Source organism: Bradyrhizobium sp. 482_C4_N1_8 (genome assembly GCF_052075965.1).
Lineage (GTDB): Bacteria > Pseudomonadota > Alphaproteobacteria > Rhizobiales > Xanthobacteraceae > Bradyrhizobium > Bradyrhizobium barranii.
In genome coordinates, this window is the sequence record NZ_CP197231.1 from 8,132,674 (window position 1) to 8,145,927 (window position 13,254).

The window sequence follows — 13,254 nt, forward strand, 5'->3', positions numbered from 1 at the left end:
GGCCGGATTAGAATGTGACTTTCGGCTGGATTGCGGCTCAGGTTAATGGCTCAGCCGAGTGGCTTGGGCAATTCCCCGAGATCCCAGAACAGCCCGGCCATCACCGTCAAGGCCTCTTCGGTCAATGGCAGCAGGATGTGCTCATTGGGCGCATGCTGGGAGCAGCCGGGATAGGAGTGCGGGACCCAGATCGTCGGCAGGCCCAGGATCTCGGAAAACACGTCGTTGGGCAGCGAGCCGCCGAAATTCGGCAAAACGGCCGGCGCCTTGCCGGTGGTCTCTTTCACCGAATCCGCCGCCCATGTGATCCAGGGGCTGTCGAAATCGGTGCGCGACGCCGCAAAGCTCTGGGCGGCCCGTACCTCGACCATCGGAAAACCCTTTTGCACCAGATGCGCGCGGACGGCATCGATCAGGCCGTCGACCTTGGTGCCGACCACGAAACGCAGTTGCAGCACGGCATTGGCGTGGCCGGGGATGGCATTCGCGGGCTTCTCGATATTACCGGACGACATCGCCAGCACTTCGAGCGTGTTCCAGGCATAGAGCCGCTCGGCGGCCGACAGCCCTTCCTCGCCCCAGTTCTCCGCGAGCGCCGGCTCGTCCTCGGTCGGCACCACCTGCACGTCGGCGAGATAGCTGCGGATCTGGTTGGTGAGCCGCGGCGGCTTCAGCGCGTCGAGCTGAAGCCGGCCATGGCCGTCGACCAGCGTCGAGATCGCGTTGACGAGAATGGTCGCGGGGTTGGCGAGCACGCCGCCCCAATTGCCGGAATGATGGCCGCCGTCGCGCAGATTGACGTCGAGATGAATGCGGATGCCGCCACGGCAGCCCAGGAACAAGGTCGGCCGGTCGGCCGACAGGCGCGGTCCGTCGGACGCCATGAACAGATCGGCCTTGAGCGCATCGCGATTGAGGTCGCAGACCTTGCCGAGATCGGGCGAGCCGATCTCCTCGCCCATTTCGACGATGAATTTTGCGTTGAAGCCGAGCTTGCCGCCGCGGGCCTCGCGCACCGCGCGGAGTGCCGCCATGTTGATGCTGTGCTGGCCCTTGTTGTCGGCGGTGCCACGGCCATAGAGCCGCGTGCCCGCAACCGTCGTGCGCCAGGGATCGCGGCCGTCGCGCCACTCCCCCTCCATGCCGTCGACGACGTCACCATGGCCGTAGATCAGCACGGTTGGCGCTGACGCGCTCTCATGATGCTCGGCGAACAGGAACGGCGCCTTGCCGCTCGGGGATTCGACGATGCGGCTGGTAAAGTCGAGCGCAGCAAAGGAGGGGATCATCTCCTGTTCCAGATAGGAACGCAGTTCGGCGCCGCGCGACGGATTCTGGCTTTCGGTCTTGAAGGCGACGCGGCGGTCGAGTTCAGCGAGGAACGCGCCGGATTTGAAATCCTCACGGGCGCGGGAGATGGCGTCGGCTCTGGTCATGGCTGGTTTTTCGAGGCGTTGGGACGAAGGACCTTACCTGAGACAGGTAGCCCTTCGAAAGTGGCGGGGACTTGGACAGTTCTTGGAGTTCTCTTGTAGTTCTCTTGCGATTTCGTTCTTGCTCTCTTGAGATTGGCTTGCCAAGAGCGGGAGCGCCGCTGATTTTGGCCTTGCCAAGCGCAAGCCTTTCTATTCTTGGCCCTTGCCAAGGGCCAAGAATATGCAAGAACTTCGCCAAGTTGAGGCGCACGTTTATCATTCGAAGAGCGCTCGGTACAGGGCGCCGGGGGATCATCATGGCCAAGCAGATCAGGCTCAACGCCTTTGCGATGAATTGCGTCGCGCATCAATCACCCGGGCTGTGGACCCACCCGCGCGATCGCACCGCCGAATATAACCGCCTGCCCTACTGGATCGATCTCGCCAGGACGCTGGAACGCGGCCGTTTCGACGGGTTGTTCCTGGCCGACGTGCTCGGCGTCTACGACGTCTATGGCAGCAGCCCTGACGCGGCCTTGCGCAATGCAGCGCAGACGCCGTCGAACGAGCCGCTGCTGCTGCTCTCGGCGATGGCGGCGGTGACGAAAAATCTCGGCTTCGGCGTTACCAGCAACCTGTCCTTCGAGCCGCCCTACCCGTTCGCGCGGCGGATGTCGACACTCGACCATCTCACCGAGGGACGGATCGGCTGGAACGTCGTCACCGGCTATCTCGACAGCGCCGCGCGCGGCGCCGGCAAGGACAAGCAGACCGGACACGACGACCGCTACGACATCGCCGACGAATATATGGAGGTGGTCTACAAGCTATGGGAAGGCAGCTGGGAGGACGACGCCGTGCTGCGCGACCGGGCGCGCGGCATCTTCACCGATCCGAGCAAGGTTCATCGCATCAATCATGAGAGCGCGAATTACCGCATCAACAACACCATCCACCTCAGCGAGCCGTCGCCGCAGCGGACGCCGGTGCTGTACCAGGCCGGCACCTCGCCGCGCGGGCGGCAGTTCGCGGCGAAGCATGCCGAATGCGTGTTCATGTCGGGACCGTCGGCCAAGATCATTGCGCCGCGCGTCTCCGCGATCCGCCAGGAAGCCGCCGCGCTCGGCCGAAACCCGGCGGAGATCCTGATGTTCAACATGATGACGATCATCCTCGGCAACACGGAAGCCGAAGCGGCGGCCAAGTATGCCGACTACCGGTCGCATATCAGTCCGGAAGGCGCGCTGGCCCTGATGTCGGGATGGACCGGCATCGACTTCTCCGGCTACGAGCTCGACCAGCAGGTGCGTCACGTCCAGAACGATGCCGGCCGCAGCGCACTCGACAACGTCACGCGCGGCGACCCCGACCGCGTCTGGACCGTCCGCGACGTCATCGAGCATGTCGGCATCGGTGGCGCCGGCCCGGTCGTGGTCGGCACGCCCGAGAGCGTCGCCGACAAGATCGAGGATTGGTTCGAGAAGACCGACGTCGACGGGCTGAATGTCGCGTTCGCGATCTCGCCCGGCGATTTCGAGGACATCGCCGACATGCTGGTGCCGGAGCTGACCAAGCGCGGCCGCTACAAGCCGGAATACGCAAAGGGCACATTGCGGGAGAAGCTGTTCGGCGACGGCCGCGCAAGGCTCGGTGCGCCGCATCCGGCTGCGGGGTATCGGGTGGGGAAGAAGGGTTAGCCGCGAGGTACGCTGTCATGCCCCGGCTTGCCGCCTTCGCCAAAAGGCTTCGGCGGCCGAGCACCCTTGTGGCCCCGGCGTAGCCTTGGCGGAGCCGGGACCGGGGCATCCAGTACGCCGCGGCCTATCGAGGAATCACAGCCGTCTCTGGAATACTGGATCGCCCGATCAAGTCGGGCGATGACAGCTGAGAACGTGGCGAGCACCGACGCGATGGCGCGCTGCGCTACAGCTTCCCGTCCACTATTACCTCGATCAGCTTCGTTCCGGGGCGGTTGAACGCCGACGACAGCGTCGCCTTCAGCTCACGGGGATCACTCACCTTGATCGCCTCGCAGCCGAGCGCCTTCGCGATCCCTGCGAAATCCACCGGCGGATCGACGAAATCCATGCCGACGTAATTGTCGTCACCATGGAAGGCGAGCAGGCGCTGCTTGATGATGCGGTAGCCGCCATTGTTGGCGATGACGACGTTGAGCGGCAGCTTGTGATGCGCCGCCGTCCACAGCGACTGGATCGAATACATCGCGCTGCCGTCGCCGGAGAAGCACACCACCGGGCGATCCGGATTGGCGATGCTGGCGCCGACGGAGGCCGGCAGGCCCCAGCCGATGCCGCCGGAGGCAAGCCCATGATAGCCGAAGCGGTCGCGATGCGGACGCAGCGCCGTGATCTGGCGGCTCGAGGTGAGCCCTTCGTCGACGAGGATCGCATGATCGGGCATGGCCTCGATCATTTGCAGCACCAGGAAATCCGGATCGATCGGGCTGCGGCCGGCGCTCTTGCCGATCTGCTCGACCAGCGCGGCACGCCGCGCGGTCCAGTTCTTGGGCGCGAGTTCGGCGAGGCGCTGCTTTGCACGGCTTGCCAGCGCAGCGCCGCCCATCTCCTTCAGCACCGGGATCAGCGCCCGCAGCGTTTCCTTCAGATCCGCCTTCAGCGCGATTTCAGCCCCGTAGTTCTTGGCGATCTCCCAATCGACCAGGCCGATCTGCACGATGCCGAGTCCGTCAGGCAGCGCATCGACCTCGCTATAGACCGACATCCGCAAGGGATCGCCACCGAGTGCGACCAGGAGGTCATACGGCGCAAGCATGTCGCGCGCGACCTTCTGCACGCGGGCCAGCGTGCCGAGGAAGCTCGGGCTTTCCGAGAGGAAATGCGAGCCGTAGGGCGTCGAGGACTGATAGGCGGCCGCACCAAGCAGCTCGGCGAGTTCGGCGGCCTCCTTCAGCGCATCGCTCTTGACCACCTCGTCCATGGTGACGATGACGGGACGTTCGGCCTTGAGCAGCCGCGCGGCAAACGCCTTCAGCGCCTCGTCCGACGACTTTACGCGGGCGTCGATCCGGGTGGAGCGGCCGAGATCGATGCCGGCCTCGCTGTTGAGGATGTCGCCCGGCAGCGAGATGAACACCGGCCCGGTCGGTGGCGTCATCGCGACCTTCGCGGCGCGGCGCACGATGCGCGGCAGATCTTCCAGCCGCGTCACCTCGACCGCCCATTTCACCAGCGGCTCGGCCATCCGCACCAGCGGGCCATAAAGCACCGGCTCCATCAGGCCGTGGCCCTGCTCCTGCTGGCCGGCGGTCAGGATCATCGGCGTGCCCGTGAACTGGGCGTTGTAGAGCGAGCCCATCGCGTTGCCGAGCCCCGGCGCGACATGGACGTTGCAGGCGACGAGCTTGCCGGAGGCGCGGCTGTAGCCATCCGCGATCGCCACCACCAGGCTCTCCTGCATTGCCATCACATAGGTGAGATCAGGATGGTCCTTCAGCGCATGCATGATCGGCAGCTCGGTGGTGCCGGGATTGCCGAACAGATGGGTGATGCCCTCGTCCTTGAGCAGCGCGAGAAAAGCGGAGCGGCCGGTAATCTTGTTCTTCATGTTTCCTCCAGGCCCCGCGGGCGCTGCCGCAAGGTGAGGCATGATGGCCGAACTTGGCCGAGGCACGCAAGGAAGCGCCGTCATGGCAGACTTGCGTCGGCGCGGGCAAGCTGGGAACATGCTCGGGCGTAAACCTGCACGGGGAGACGCGATGGCCTATGACGAGAACACCGCGGCGCGGGTGCGCAAATTGCTGGCGGGTCAGCGAGACGTCGCGGAAAAGAAGATGATGGGCGGCCTCTGCTTCATGGTGAACAACACCATGTGCTGCACCGTAAGCGGGCGCGGCGGCATGCTGATCCGTGTCGGCCCGGAAGCGCATGCACGCATGCTGCAGGAGCCGCACACAAGCCCGATGGAAATGCGCGGGCGCATCATGACCGGCTTTGTACGCGTCGCGCCGGACGGCTATCAGAGCGATGCCGATCTGAAAAAATGGGTCAAGCGCGGGCTCGACTTCGTGGCGGCGAATGCCACGGGACGCAAAGCGGCGCCGCGGAAGGCTGTTGCGGCGAAGACCAAGGTCGCCGCCAAGGCTAAAGCACCTCCTCGCGGCCGAGCTCGAAAGGGTCTTCGCCGCTAGCGCGCTTCTTCTTTTTCGAGCGCTGCCAGACCACACCGGGAAAGCCCTTCAGCGGCACCAGCGGCTCGCCGGTATAGGCCCATTCCTGGAGCTCTTCGATCGCGATGTGATAGAGCGGCTGGCGGCCGGTGCGCTCGTTGAACAGCGCCCGGGGGATGTTGACCATGTGCGGTCCGCGCGGCCGCTCGTACGCGATCGGCGTGCCACAATGGGCGCAGAAGCTGCGCGCGGTCCTGGTCGCCTTGTCCTCGTAGCGGGCGAGCGCGGTTTTCCCCGAGGTGATGCGAAAGCGCTTCTTCCAGCTTCCGACATAGGTCGCATAGGCCGCGCCGTGCGCGCGGCGGCTAGCGGCCGAATGATCATGCCAGGCCCAACGCGCGGGGACGTCGATCTCGAAGGTGACCTTGCCGCAGAGGCATTGGCCGGTGGCGGTTCCTGCGGCGACTGCGGCTTTGGCCATGGTAGGTCCTTCCGTCGTCATTGCGAGCGCAGCGAAGCAATCCAGACTGCCTCTGCGGAAAGACTCTGGATTGCTTCGCTACGCTCGCAATGACGGAGTTTGTGGGCTCGTCGGAGCTACGAATATAGACCTGTAGCCCGGATGGAGCGAAGCGCAATCCGGGTAAGTCTATCGGCGAGGTGAGAAACCCGGATTTCGCTGCGCTCCATCCGGGCTACGAAGGTCTCTACGCCGTCGCGAGCTCGTCATACACCGGGTAATCCGTATACCCCTTCTCCTCGCCGCCGTAGAACGTCGCGCGGTTATACGGCGTGATCGGATAGTCGTGCCGAAGGCGGCGCGGCAGATCGGGGTTGGAGATGAAGATGCGGCCGAAGGCGATGATGTCGGCGTGGCCGTCGGCGATCGCCGCATTCGCGGTCTCGCCGGTGAAGCCGCCGGCGGTCATCAGCACGCCGCTGTAGAGCGGGCGGAACAGCACCATTGCGGAGGGCACGTTCTCCCAGTGGACGTCGGCACGGCCGGCGCCGCTGGAGCGCGGCTCGATGAAGTGAAGATAGGCAAGGCCGAGCTTGTCGATCGCCTTCACGACGTGCGTGTAAAGCGGCATCGGATCGGGCTCACCGGAATCATTGGCGATGCCGTGGGGCGACAGCCGCACGCCGACGCGGTTCGCGCCCCAGACGTCGATGGCCGCTTGCGTGACTTCGAGCAGAAGCCGCGCGCGGTTCTCGATTCCGCCACCATATTGATCGGTGCGCTGGTTGCTGCGCGACTGCAGGAACTGCTCGAGCAGATAGCCGTTGGCGCCGTGGATCTCGACACCGTCGAAGCCGGCGGCGAGCGCGTTCTTGGCGCCCTGCCGGAAGGCCTCGACGATGCCCTTGACTTCATCAGTCTCCAGCGCGCGCGGCGATTCGTAGTCGGCGATCTTGCCGTCTGCGGTCATCGCCTTCATGCCTTCGGCCTTGATCGCAATCGCCGAAGCCGAGACCGGCGGCTCACCGCCGTGGAAGGACGAATGCGAGACGCGGCCGACATGCCAGAGCTGGAGGAAGATGATGCCGCCCTTGGCGTGCACGGCATCCGTCACCTTGCGCCAGCCGGCGATCTGCGCCTCCGAATAGATGCCGGGCGTCGCGGGGTTGCCGCGGCCGTGCGAGAGCACGGGGGACGCTTCAGCGATAATCAAGCCGCCTTGCGTGGCGCGCTGACCGTAATATTCGGCGTTGAGCGGCCGCGGCGAAAAACTCTCGCGCTCGGCGCGCATGCGCGTCAGCGGCGCCAACGCGACGCGATGCGCCAGCTTGTACGGACCGACCTGCAACGGTTTGAACAACGCCTCGAATTTCATGTGGGCCTCAGACGGCTATGGAAGGATGCGGATCATATAGCGAGGGGCGGCCCCTGGAAAAGGCGCCGCCCCATTAAAAGCAGATATTCCCTCTCGCGGAACGCCGGAGAGAGCAGGCCCTACGCTGTCTTGATCCAGACGGCCTTCACGTTGAGATATTCCTCGACGTGCTGCTTGCCGGACTCGCGGCCATAGCCGCTCATCTTGTAGCCGCCGAAGGGTACGGCCGGGTCCATCGCCTGGTAGCAATTCACCCACACCGAGCCGGCGCGCAGGCTCTTCGCGACCGCATGCGCCTTGGTGACGTCGCGCGTCCAGAGGCCCGAGCCGAGGCCGAAGGTGGTGTTGTTGGCGCGCTTGACCAGCTCGTCCATGTCCTTGAACGCGATCGCGGAGATGACGGGACCAAAAATCTCCTCCTGCGCGATGCGCATGTTGTCCTGGACGCCTGCGAACACCGTCGGCGAGACGAAGAAGCCCTTCGACAGCGCGCCTTCGGTGACGCGGCCGCCGCCGGCGAGAGCGCGCGCGCCTTCCTTCTGGCCGATATCGAGATAGCCGGTGACGCGCTTGAGTTGCTCCTCGGACACGAGCGGGCCGATCTGCACATTGGGATCGAGGCCGTTGCCGACCTGCAGCTTCTTGCCGAACTCGGCGACGCGGCCGACGAATTCCTCGTAGATCGACTGCTCGACGAACAGGCGCGTGCCGGCGCTGCAGATCTGGCCGGAATTGGCGAACACCGCCATCGCGGCGCCGGGGACGGCGGCATCGAGATCGGCATCGGCGAACACGATGTCCGGCGACTTGCCGCCGAGCTCGAGCGAGACACGCTTGAGGTTGCCGGCCGAGGCGCGGATGATCGATTGTCCCGTGACATGCGAGCCGGTGAAGGCGACCTTGTCGACATCATGATGCGAGGCAAGCGCAGCGCCCGCGGTCTCGCCATAGCCGGGCACGACGTTGATGACGCCCGACGGCACGCCGGCCTCCATCGCGAGCTCGGCGATGCGCAGCGAGGTGAGCGGCGCCTCTTCGGCGGGCTTCAGCACCACGGTGCAGCCGGTCGCGATCGCCGGGCCGATCTTCCAGATGGTCGCGGTCAGCGGGCCGTTCCAGGGAATGATGGCGCCGACGACGCCGATCGGCTCCTTCAGCGTGTAGGAGAAGATTTCGCCGGGCAGCGAGTTCTCGATGGTCTCGCCATGGATCGCCGTGGTCTGGCCAGCGTAATAGCGCAGCATGCCGACGGCGCGCAGGCGATAGGCGCGGGTGCGGCTGAGAGGCGCGCCCATGTCGAGCGTGTCGAGCTGCGACAATTCGTCGAAATTCTTCTCGACAAGGTCGGCGAGCTTGAGCAGCAGGTTCTGCCGCTCGAATGGTTTGACTTTGCTCCAGGGGCCTTCGAAGGCACGGCGAGCGGCGGCGACCGCACGGTCGATGTCCTCCTTGTCGCCCTCGGCGACCGTCGCCAGCAATTCGCCGGTGGCGGGGTTATGGGTCTCGAAGCGCTTGCCTGAGGCAGCATCAACCCACTTCCCGTCGATCAGCATCTGCTTGTAGGACCCGTTGGCGAACGGATGGCGCGTGATCGGAATAGCCTGCGACACAGCCATGGCTGCACTCCCTGTCAAATGATTGATTGGTTCGATCTGGGCGGGATCGTTAGGTCGAATAGAATACAGCGCCGCCGGAAAGGCGTAAAGGCGGCGTGGAACGAAGACCTCCCATGCCGACTTGTGCAGGGTCGCGCGAGTGCCATGTTATAGCTCGACCGAGCCCTTCCCCGGAGACCCAAACATGCCACATTCCGCCATCGTCAAAGACAATGTCGCCGTGATCACGGGCGGCGCATCCGGTATCGGATTGGCTGCCGCGCTGGCCTTCGCGCGCGCCGGCTTGAAGGTCTGCATCGCAGATGTGGATCAGGCGCGGCTGGCGGAAGCTGCAACAAAACTGTCATCCGTCACGCCTGCCACACATGTGATGACGTTCGCGGTCGATGTCAGCAAGGCCGAGAGCGTGACGGAACTGGAACGCGCCGTGCGCGAGCGCTTCGGCGGCACCGACATCCTCATGAACAATGCCGGCATCCAGCCCGGCAGCACGCTGTTCGGCGAGCCCGACAACTGGCAGCGGATCATCGGCGTCAACATGTGGGGCATCATCAACGGCTCGCGCATCTTCGCGCCCGGCATGATCGCGCGCGGCAGGCGCGGCCTCATCATCAACACCGGCTCGAAGCAGGGCATCACCACGCCGCCCGGCGATCCCGCCTACAACGTCTCCAAGGCCGGCGTGAAGGCCTTTACGGAAGCGCTCCAGCACGAGTTGCGCAACACGAAGGACTGCCGCATCACCACGCATCTGCTGATCCCCGGCTTCGTCTTCACCGGCCTGACCGCGAAGGGCCGCACCGAGAAGCCGGCCGGGGCCTGGACGGCTGAGCAGACCGTGGATTTCATGCTGGCGCGGCTGGAAGCCGGCGACTTCTACATCCTGTGCCCGGACAACGACGTGCCGCGCGCGCTCGACGAGAAGCGGATGCTGTGGGCGGCGGGAGACATCGTCGAGAACCGCCCGCCGCTGTCGCGCTGGCACCCGGACTATGCCGACGCGTTCGCGAAGTTCGTGAAGGGGGAGTGACTATCAGACCCTCATGGTAAGGAGCGCGGAACGCGCGTCTCGAACCATGAAGGCCCCGCTGCGACAGCTCGGCCTCGATCCTTCGAGACGCCCGCTTTCAGCGGGCTCCTCAGGATGAGGAGGAGCTAGAGCCTCGCGGCGCGGCAATACCGCGCAAGCGCCCTACAGCGTCTCCTGCTGATGCCCGCAATTCTTGCAGGCGAACTTGACCCGGCTCTGGCCCTTTTCCGCCTGCACCCGGTTCGGCGCACCGCACTTGCCGCAGACGGCCTCGATGCGGGTCGAGCCCTGCTTGACGACGATGGTCTTCTTTTCCATCGATTCGCGGATCAGGCGCTCGGCCTCCTCACGCAGGGATTGTTTCGACAAAGCTCATCTCCGCCTCTGGAAAGCGCGAGAGCCATAACGCACCTGCGTTGGAATCTCAATCGGCAATGCCGGCTCAGACCTCGACAATCACATAGCTGTCTTCGACATGCACTGGAAACGTCTCGGCGACATACGGGCCCTTCTGCAACTCTTCGCCACGTTCCACCGCGACCGGATAGGACCGGATCTTGACCCGTTTCGGATCGAACCAGGACTGGCCGTTGCGCATGTCGAATTCCCAGCCGTGCCAGGGACAGCGCAGCATCTCGCCGACGCGCGAGCGCTCATAGATTCCGGGCTCGGGCGAGGTCAGCCGCGCTACGCAGGCCGCCTTCTCCAGCGGCGCGCCCTCGTGCGGGCAGCGGTTCAACAGCGCGAAGAACTCGCCGTTGACGTGGAACACGACGATGTCGCGGCCCGCGATATCGACGACCTTGTTGCCGCCGGGCGGGATCTCCGAGGTGCGCGCGACGATGTGACGGGCCATATCCGTTCAGAACCTCTTTGCTCAGAACTTGTAGACCGCGCGGGCATTGGTGCTGAAGATCTTCTTCCGCTCGGCTTCAGAGAGCGGCGTCTTGAAGGCGAAGCGCGGATCGTCGAAATCCCAGTGCGGATAGTCCGACGAAAACAGAAGACGGTCGATGCCGACCCATTCGATCAGCGAACGCAGATGCCGCGCCTCGTCGGGCTCGTCGATCGGCTGCGTCGTGAACCAGAAGTTTTCGCGCACATATTCCGACGGCTTGCGCCTGAGATGAGGCACCTCGCTGCGGAACCGCTCGAAATGCTGGTCCATTCGCCACACCGCCGACGGGATCCAGCCGAAGCCGCCCTCGATGAAGACGATCTTCAGCTTTGGAAACCGCTCCGGCACGCCTTCGATGACGAGGCTCGCGAGCTGCGCCGCGATGGTGTGCGCGTTGGACTGGTGCTCCTCGACATAATAGGACGGCCAGCCACCACCGGTCGGCGCATGGCCGCCATAGCCGCCAACATGGATGCCGAGCGGCAGGTCCAGCGCCTCGGCACGCTCGTAGATCGGCCAGTAGCGGCGGCGGCCGAGCGGCTCGTTGGCGCGCGGCGAGACGTTGATCTGGATATACTCACCGACCTTCGCGCAGCGCTCGATCTCGGCGATCGCCAGGTCCGTGCCGTCCTGCCCGACCAGGATCGACGCCTTCAGGCGCGGATCACGATGCGACCAGAACGCCAGTTGCCAATCATTGATGGCGCGCTGGATCGCGGCGCCGAATTCCAGGTTCTGCTGCGAGAAGATGAAGAGGTCGAGCACCTGCAAAATCCCGAACTCGACGTCGAGCGGATCGAGATGCTGCTTCTGCATGAAAGCGAGATCGGAGCCCGGCGGCCCGCCGGTCGGCGGCCAGGCATCGCGCCGTGCGATCAGGGGGGACGAGCGCGGATAGGGCGTGGTGAAGAGATAGGGCGTGCGCAGATGGCTGCCATACTCCTTCAGATGCTGCTGCCAGCGTCTTGGCAGGAATTCGTTGAGGTCGTCGAACGAGTGCAGGCTCGGATGCACGTCGCAATCGACGATACGCAGCCGTGAGGCGGCAGGCTTCTCGTCGTCGAGCAGCGGGCGGTCGATGACGTCACTCATGCGATCCTCCAAACTTTTTGTTTGCGCATGATCTTATCGGAAAACCGGTACCCACTTTTCCGGATCATGCGTCAGTTGATCGACAACCGCGGAAACGTTTCCAGCGGATTGTCGACGCACATCTTCGCGATGATGCTCTTCGGCAGGTTCGGCGGGATCGGATCGTTGCCGTCGAACTGCCAGTGCGGATAGTCGGACGCGAACAGAAACATCTTTTCCGAGCCGATCTGGTCGATGATCTCCTCGACGCTTCTTGCATCAGTCGGCGCATCGAACGGCTGCATGGTAACGCGGAAATTGTCGCGGATGATCGCTGCCGGCTCGCGCTCGACCCAGGGAACCTCGACGCGCACGCCGCGCCAGGTCTTGTTGGCGCGCCACATGAAGGCCGGCAGCCAGCTCACGCCGGATTCCATCAGCACGACCTTCAGGTTGGGAAACTTGCCGAAAACGCCTTCATAAATGAGGCTCAGGATCTGCGCCTGAAACGCCTGCGCCTCGACGAAGTAATATTCGTAGCGGTGCGACGGCCAGCCGGCCGAGCTCGGCGCCTGGCGATATTGCGTGCCGGCATGGATCGCGAGCGGCAGCTTGTATTTCTCGGCGAGGCGGTACACCGGCCAGTAATGCCGCCGTCCCAGCAGCGTCTCGCCCTGCGCCAACACCAGGATGGAGACGAAACGATTGTCGCCGGCGCGGCGCTCGATCTCCTCGATCGCCAGATCCGGGTCCTGCATCGGCACCACGATGGAGGCACGCAGGCGGGGATCGCGCGACAGCCATTCGGCGGCGATCCAGTCATTGATCGCCTTGCAGAAGTCGGCCGCCATGTAGGCATCGAACACGGCCTGCGCGCCGTAGAGCACGTTGAGGATCGCGTGGCTCGCACCCAACTGCTCGAACGCGCCCTTCTGCACCATGGCGAGGTCGGAGCCGGGCTTGGCGCCATTGGCCGGCCGCCAGTCGGCGCGGCCGGTGAGCGGCATGCTTGGTGGATAGGACGTGAGATCGAGCCCGTCGATGGCGCGGCTCACGACCTGCTCTTTCCAGTGATCGCTGAGATAGGGAAGCAGCGTCGTGCGCGTACCACCAACCGCCGGGTGGATGTCGCAATCGATCCGCGTCACCGCCATGGAGCTTCCTCGCGCAATCTTATTGGCGGTGTTCTTGTGCGCCGCTTGCGCAGAGTGCCCCTGCCCGCGCTGGCGCGCAAGGTCGCCC

Annotated in this window: 12 protein-coding genes; 3 read left to right on the forward strand and 9 right to left on the reverse strand. The window is 64.7% G+C overall.

The window, feature by feature from the left end; translation table 11 throughout:
* Positions 1-50: 50 nt before the first annotated feature.
* Positions 51-1,436: a M20 family metallopeptidase gene (locus AB7Z56_RS38595; RefSeq protein ID WP_063985669.1), complete on the reverse strand. Its 1,386-nt coding sequence runs from the start codon at positions 1,434-1,436 to the stop codon at positions 51-53.
* 296 nt (positions 1,437-1,732) lie between these two features.
* On the opposite strand from AB7Z56_RS38595, the gene AB7Z56_RS38600 reads away from it, so the two are divergent.
* Positions 1,733-3,112 carry an LLM class flavin-dependent oxidoreductase gene (locus AB7Z56_RS38600; RefSeq protein WP_063985670.1) on the forward strand — a complete coding sequence of 460 codons (1,380 nt, stop codon included), beginning with the start codon at positions 1,733-1,735 and terminating at the stop codon, positions 3,110-3,112.
* 226 nt (positions 3,113-3,338) lie between these two features.
* Here the strand turns inward: AB7Z56_RS38600 and AB7Z56_RS38605 are convergent, their stop codons facing one another.
* Entirely contained in the window at positions 3,339-5,000 is a 1,662-nt protein-coding gene (locus AB7Z56_RS38605) for a thiamine pyrophosphate-binding protein (protein WP_441256772.1), read from the reverse strand.
* A 151-nt stretch (positions 5,001-5,151) separates the two neighbouring features.
* Between AB7Z56_RS38605 and AB7Z56_RS38610 the strand changes: the two genes are divergently transcribed.
* The gene (locus tag AB7Z56_RS38610; protein WP_063985672.1) at positions 5,152-5,583 is read left to right on the forward strand and encodes a TfoX/Sxy family protein; all 432 of its coding nucleotides are present in this window, start codon (positions 5,152-5,154) and stop codon (positions 5,581-5,583) included.
* On the opposite strand, the gene AB7Z56_RS38615 is transcribed toward AB7Z56_RS38610, so the two are convergent.
* From AB7Z56_RS38615 to AB7Z56_RS38625, 3 genes are all read right to left on the reverse strand, one after another.
* Entirely contained in the window at positions 5,537-6,043 is a 507-nt protein-coding gene (locus AB7Z56_RS38615; protein ID WP_231143646.1) for a GFA family protein, read from the reverse strand. The genes AB7Z56_RS38610 and AB7Z56_RS38615 overlap by 47 nt on opposite strands.
* 226 nt (positions 6,044-6,269) lie before the next feature.
* Positions 6,270-7,397 (reverse strand): alkene reductase, encoded by a 1,128-nt coding sequence (locus AB7Z56_RS38620; RefSeq protein WP_063985673.1) that lies wholly within the window; start codon positions 7,395-7,397, stop codon positions 6,270-6,272.
* 119 nt (positions 7,398-7,516) lie between these two features.
* Positions 7,517-9,013, reverse strand: coding sequence for an aldehyde dehydrogenase family protein (locus AB7Z56_RS38625; protein WP_063985674.1), 1,497 nt, complete (start codon positions 9,011-9,013; stop codon positions 7,517-7,519).
* Positions 9,014-9,197: 184 nt separating this feature from the next.
* Between AB7Z56_RS38625 and AB7Z56_RS38630 the strand changes: the two genes are divergently transcribed.
* Positions 9,198-10,043: an SDR family NAD(P)-dependent oxidoreductase gene (locus AB7Z56_RS38630; protein ID WP_231143649.1), complete on the forward strand. Its 846-nt coding sequence runs from the start codon at positions 9,198-9,200 to the stop codon at positions 10,041-10,043.
* Positions 10,044-10,205: 162 nt separating this feature from the next.
* Here the strand turns inward: AB7Z56_RS38630 and AB7Z56_RS38635 are convergent, their stop codons facing one another.
* From AB7Z56_RS38635 to AB7Z56_RS38650, 4 genes are all read right to left on the reverse strand, one after another.
* On the reverse strand, positions 10,206-10,412 hold the full coding sequence (locus AB7Z56_RS38635; protein WP_014491844.1) for a hypothetical protein: 207 nt from the start codon (positions 10,410-10,412) through the stop codon (positions 10,206-10,208).
* Between the two features lie 73 nt (positions 10,413-10,485).
* A complete protein-coding gene (locus tag AB7Z56_RS38640) occupies positions 10,486-10,899 on the reverse strand; it encodes a Rieske (2Fe-2S) protein (RefSeq protein WP_014491843.1) in 414 nt (137 codons plus the stop codon).
* 21 nt (positions 10,900-10,920) lie between these two features.
* Entirely contained in the window at positions 10,921-12,033 is a 1,113-nt protein-coding gene (locus AB7Z56_RS38645; RefSeq protein WP_063986714.1) for an amidohydrolase family protein, read from the reverse strand.
* Between the two features lie 71 nt (positions 12,034-12,104).
* Positions 12,105-13,166: an amidohydrolase family protein gene (locus tag AB7Z56_RS38650; RefSeq protein ID WP_283017739.1), complete on the reverse strand. Its 1,062-nt coding sequence runs from the start codon at positions 13,164-13,166 to the stop codon at positions 12,105-12,107.
* Between the last annotated feature and the right edge of the window lie 88 nt (positions 13,167-13,254).

What these genes read in the sequence shown, in the direction of transcription:
- AB7Z56_RS38595 (WP_063985669.1), bottom strand. Translation starts at nt 1,436, where the DNA reads ATGACCAGAGCCGACGCCATCTCCCGCGCCCGTGAGGATTTCAAATCC.
- AB7Z56_RS38600 (WP_063985670.1), top strand. Translation starts at nt 1,733, where the DNA reads ATGGCCAAGCAGATCAGGCTCAACGCCTTTGCGATGAATTGCGTCGCG.
- AB7Z56_RS38605 (WP_441256772.1), bottom strand. Translation starts at nt 5,000, where the DNA reads ATGAAGAACAAGATTACCGGCCGCTCCGCTTTTCTCGCGCTGCTCAAG.
- AB7Z56_RS38610 (WP_063985672.1), top strand. Translation starts at nt 5,152, where the DNA reads ATGGCCTATGACGAGAACACCGCGGCGCGGGTGCGCAAATTGCTGGCG.
- AB7Z56_RS38615 (WP_231143646.1), bottom strand. Translation starts at nt 6,043, where the DNA reads ATGGCCAAAGCCGCAGTCGCCGCAGGAACCGCCACCGGCCAATGCCTC.
- AB7Z56_RS38620 (WP_063985673.1), bottom strand. Translation starts at nt 7,397, where the DNA reads ATGAAATTCGAGGCGTTGTTCAAACCGTTGCAGGTCGGTCCGTACAAG.
- AB7Z56_RS38625 (WP_063985674.1), bottom strand. Translation starts at nt 9,013, where the DNA reads ATGGCTGTGTCGCAGGCTATTCCGATCACGCGCCATCCGTTCGCCAAC.
- AB7Z56_RS38630 (WP_231143649.1), top strand. Translation starts at nt 9,198, where the DNA reads ATGCCACATTCCGCCATCGTCAAAGACAATGTCGCCGTGATCACGGGC.
- AB7Z56_RS38640 (WP_014491843.1), bottom strand. Translation starts at nt 10,899, where the DNA reads ATGGCCCGTCACATCGTCGCGCGCACCTCGGAGATCCCGCCCGGCGGC.
- AB7Z56_RS38645 (WP_063986714.1), bottom strand. Translation starts at nt 12,033, where the DNA reads ATGAGTGACGTCATCGACCGCCCGCTGCTCGACGACGAGAAGCCTGCC.
- AB7Z56_RS38650 (WP_283017739.1), bottom strand. Translation starts at nt 13,166, where the DNA reads ATGGCGGTGACGCGGATCGATTGCGACATCCACCCGGCGGTTGGTGGT.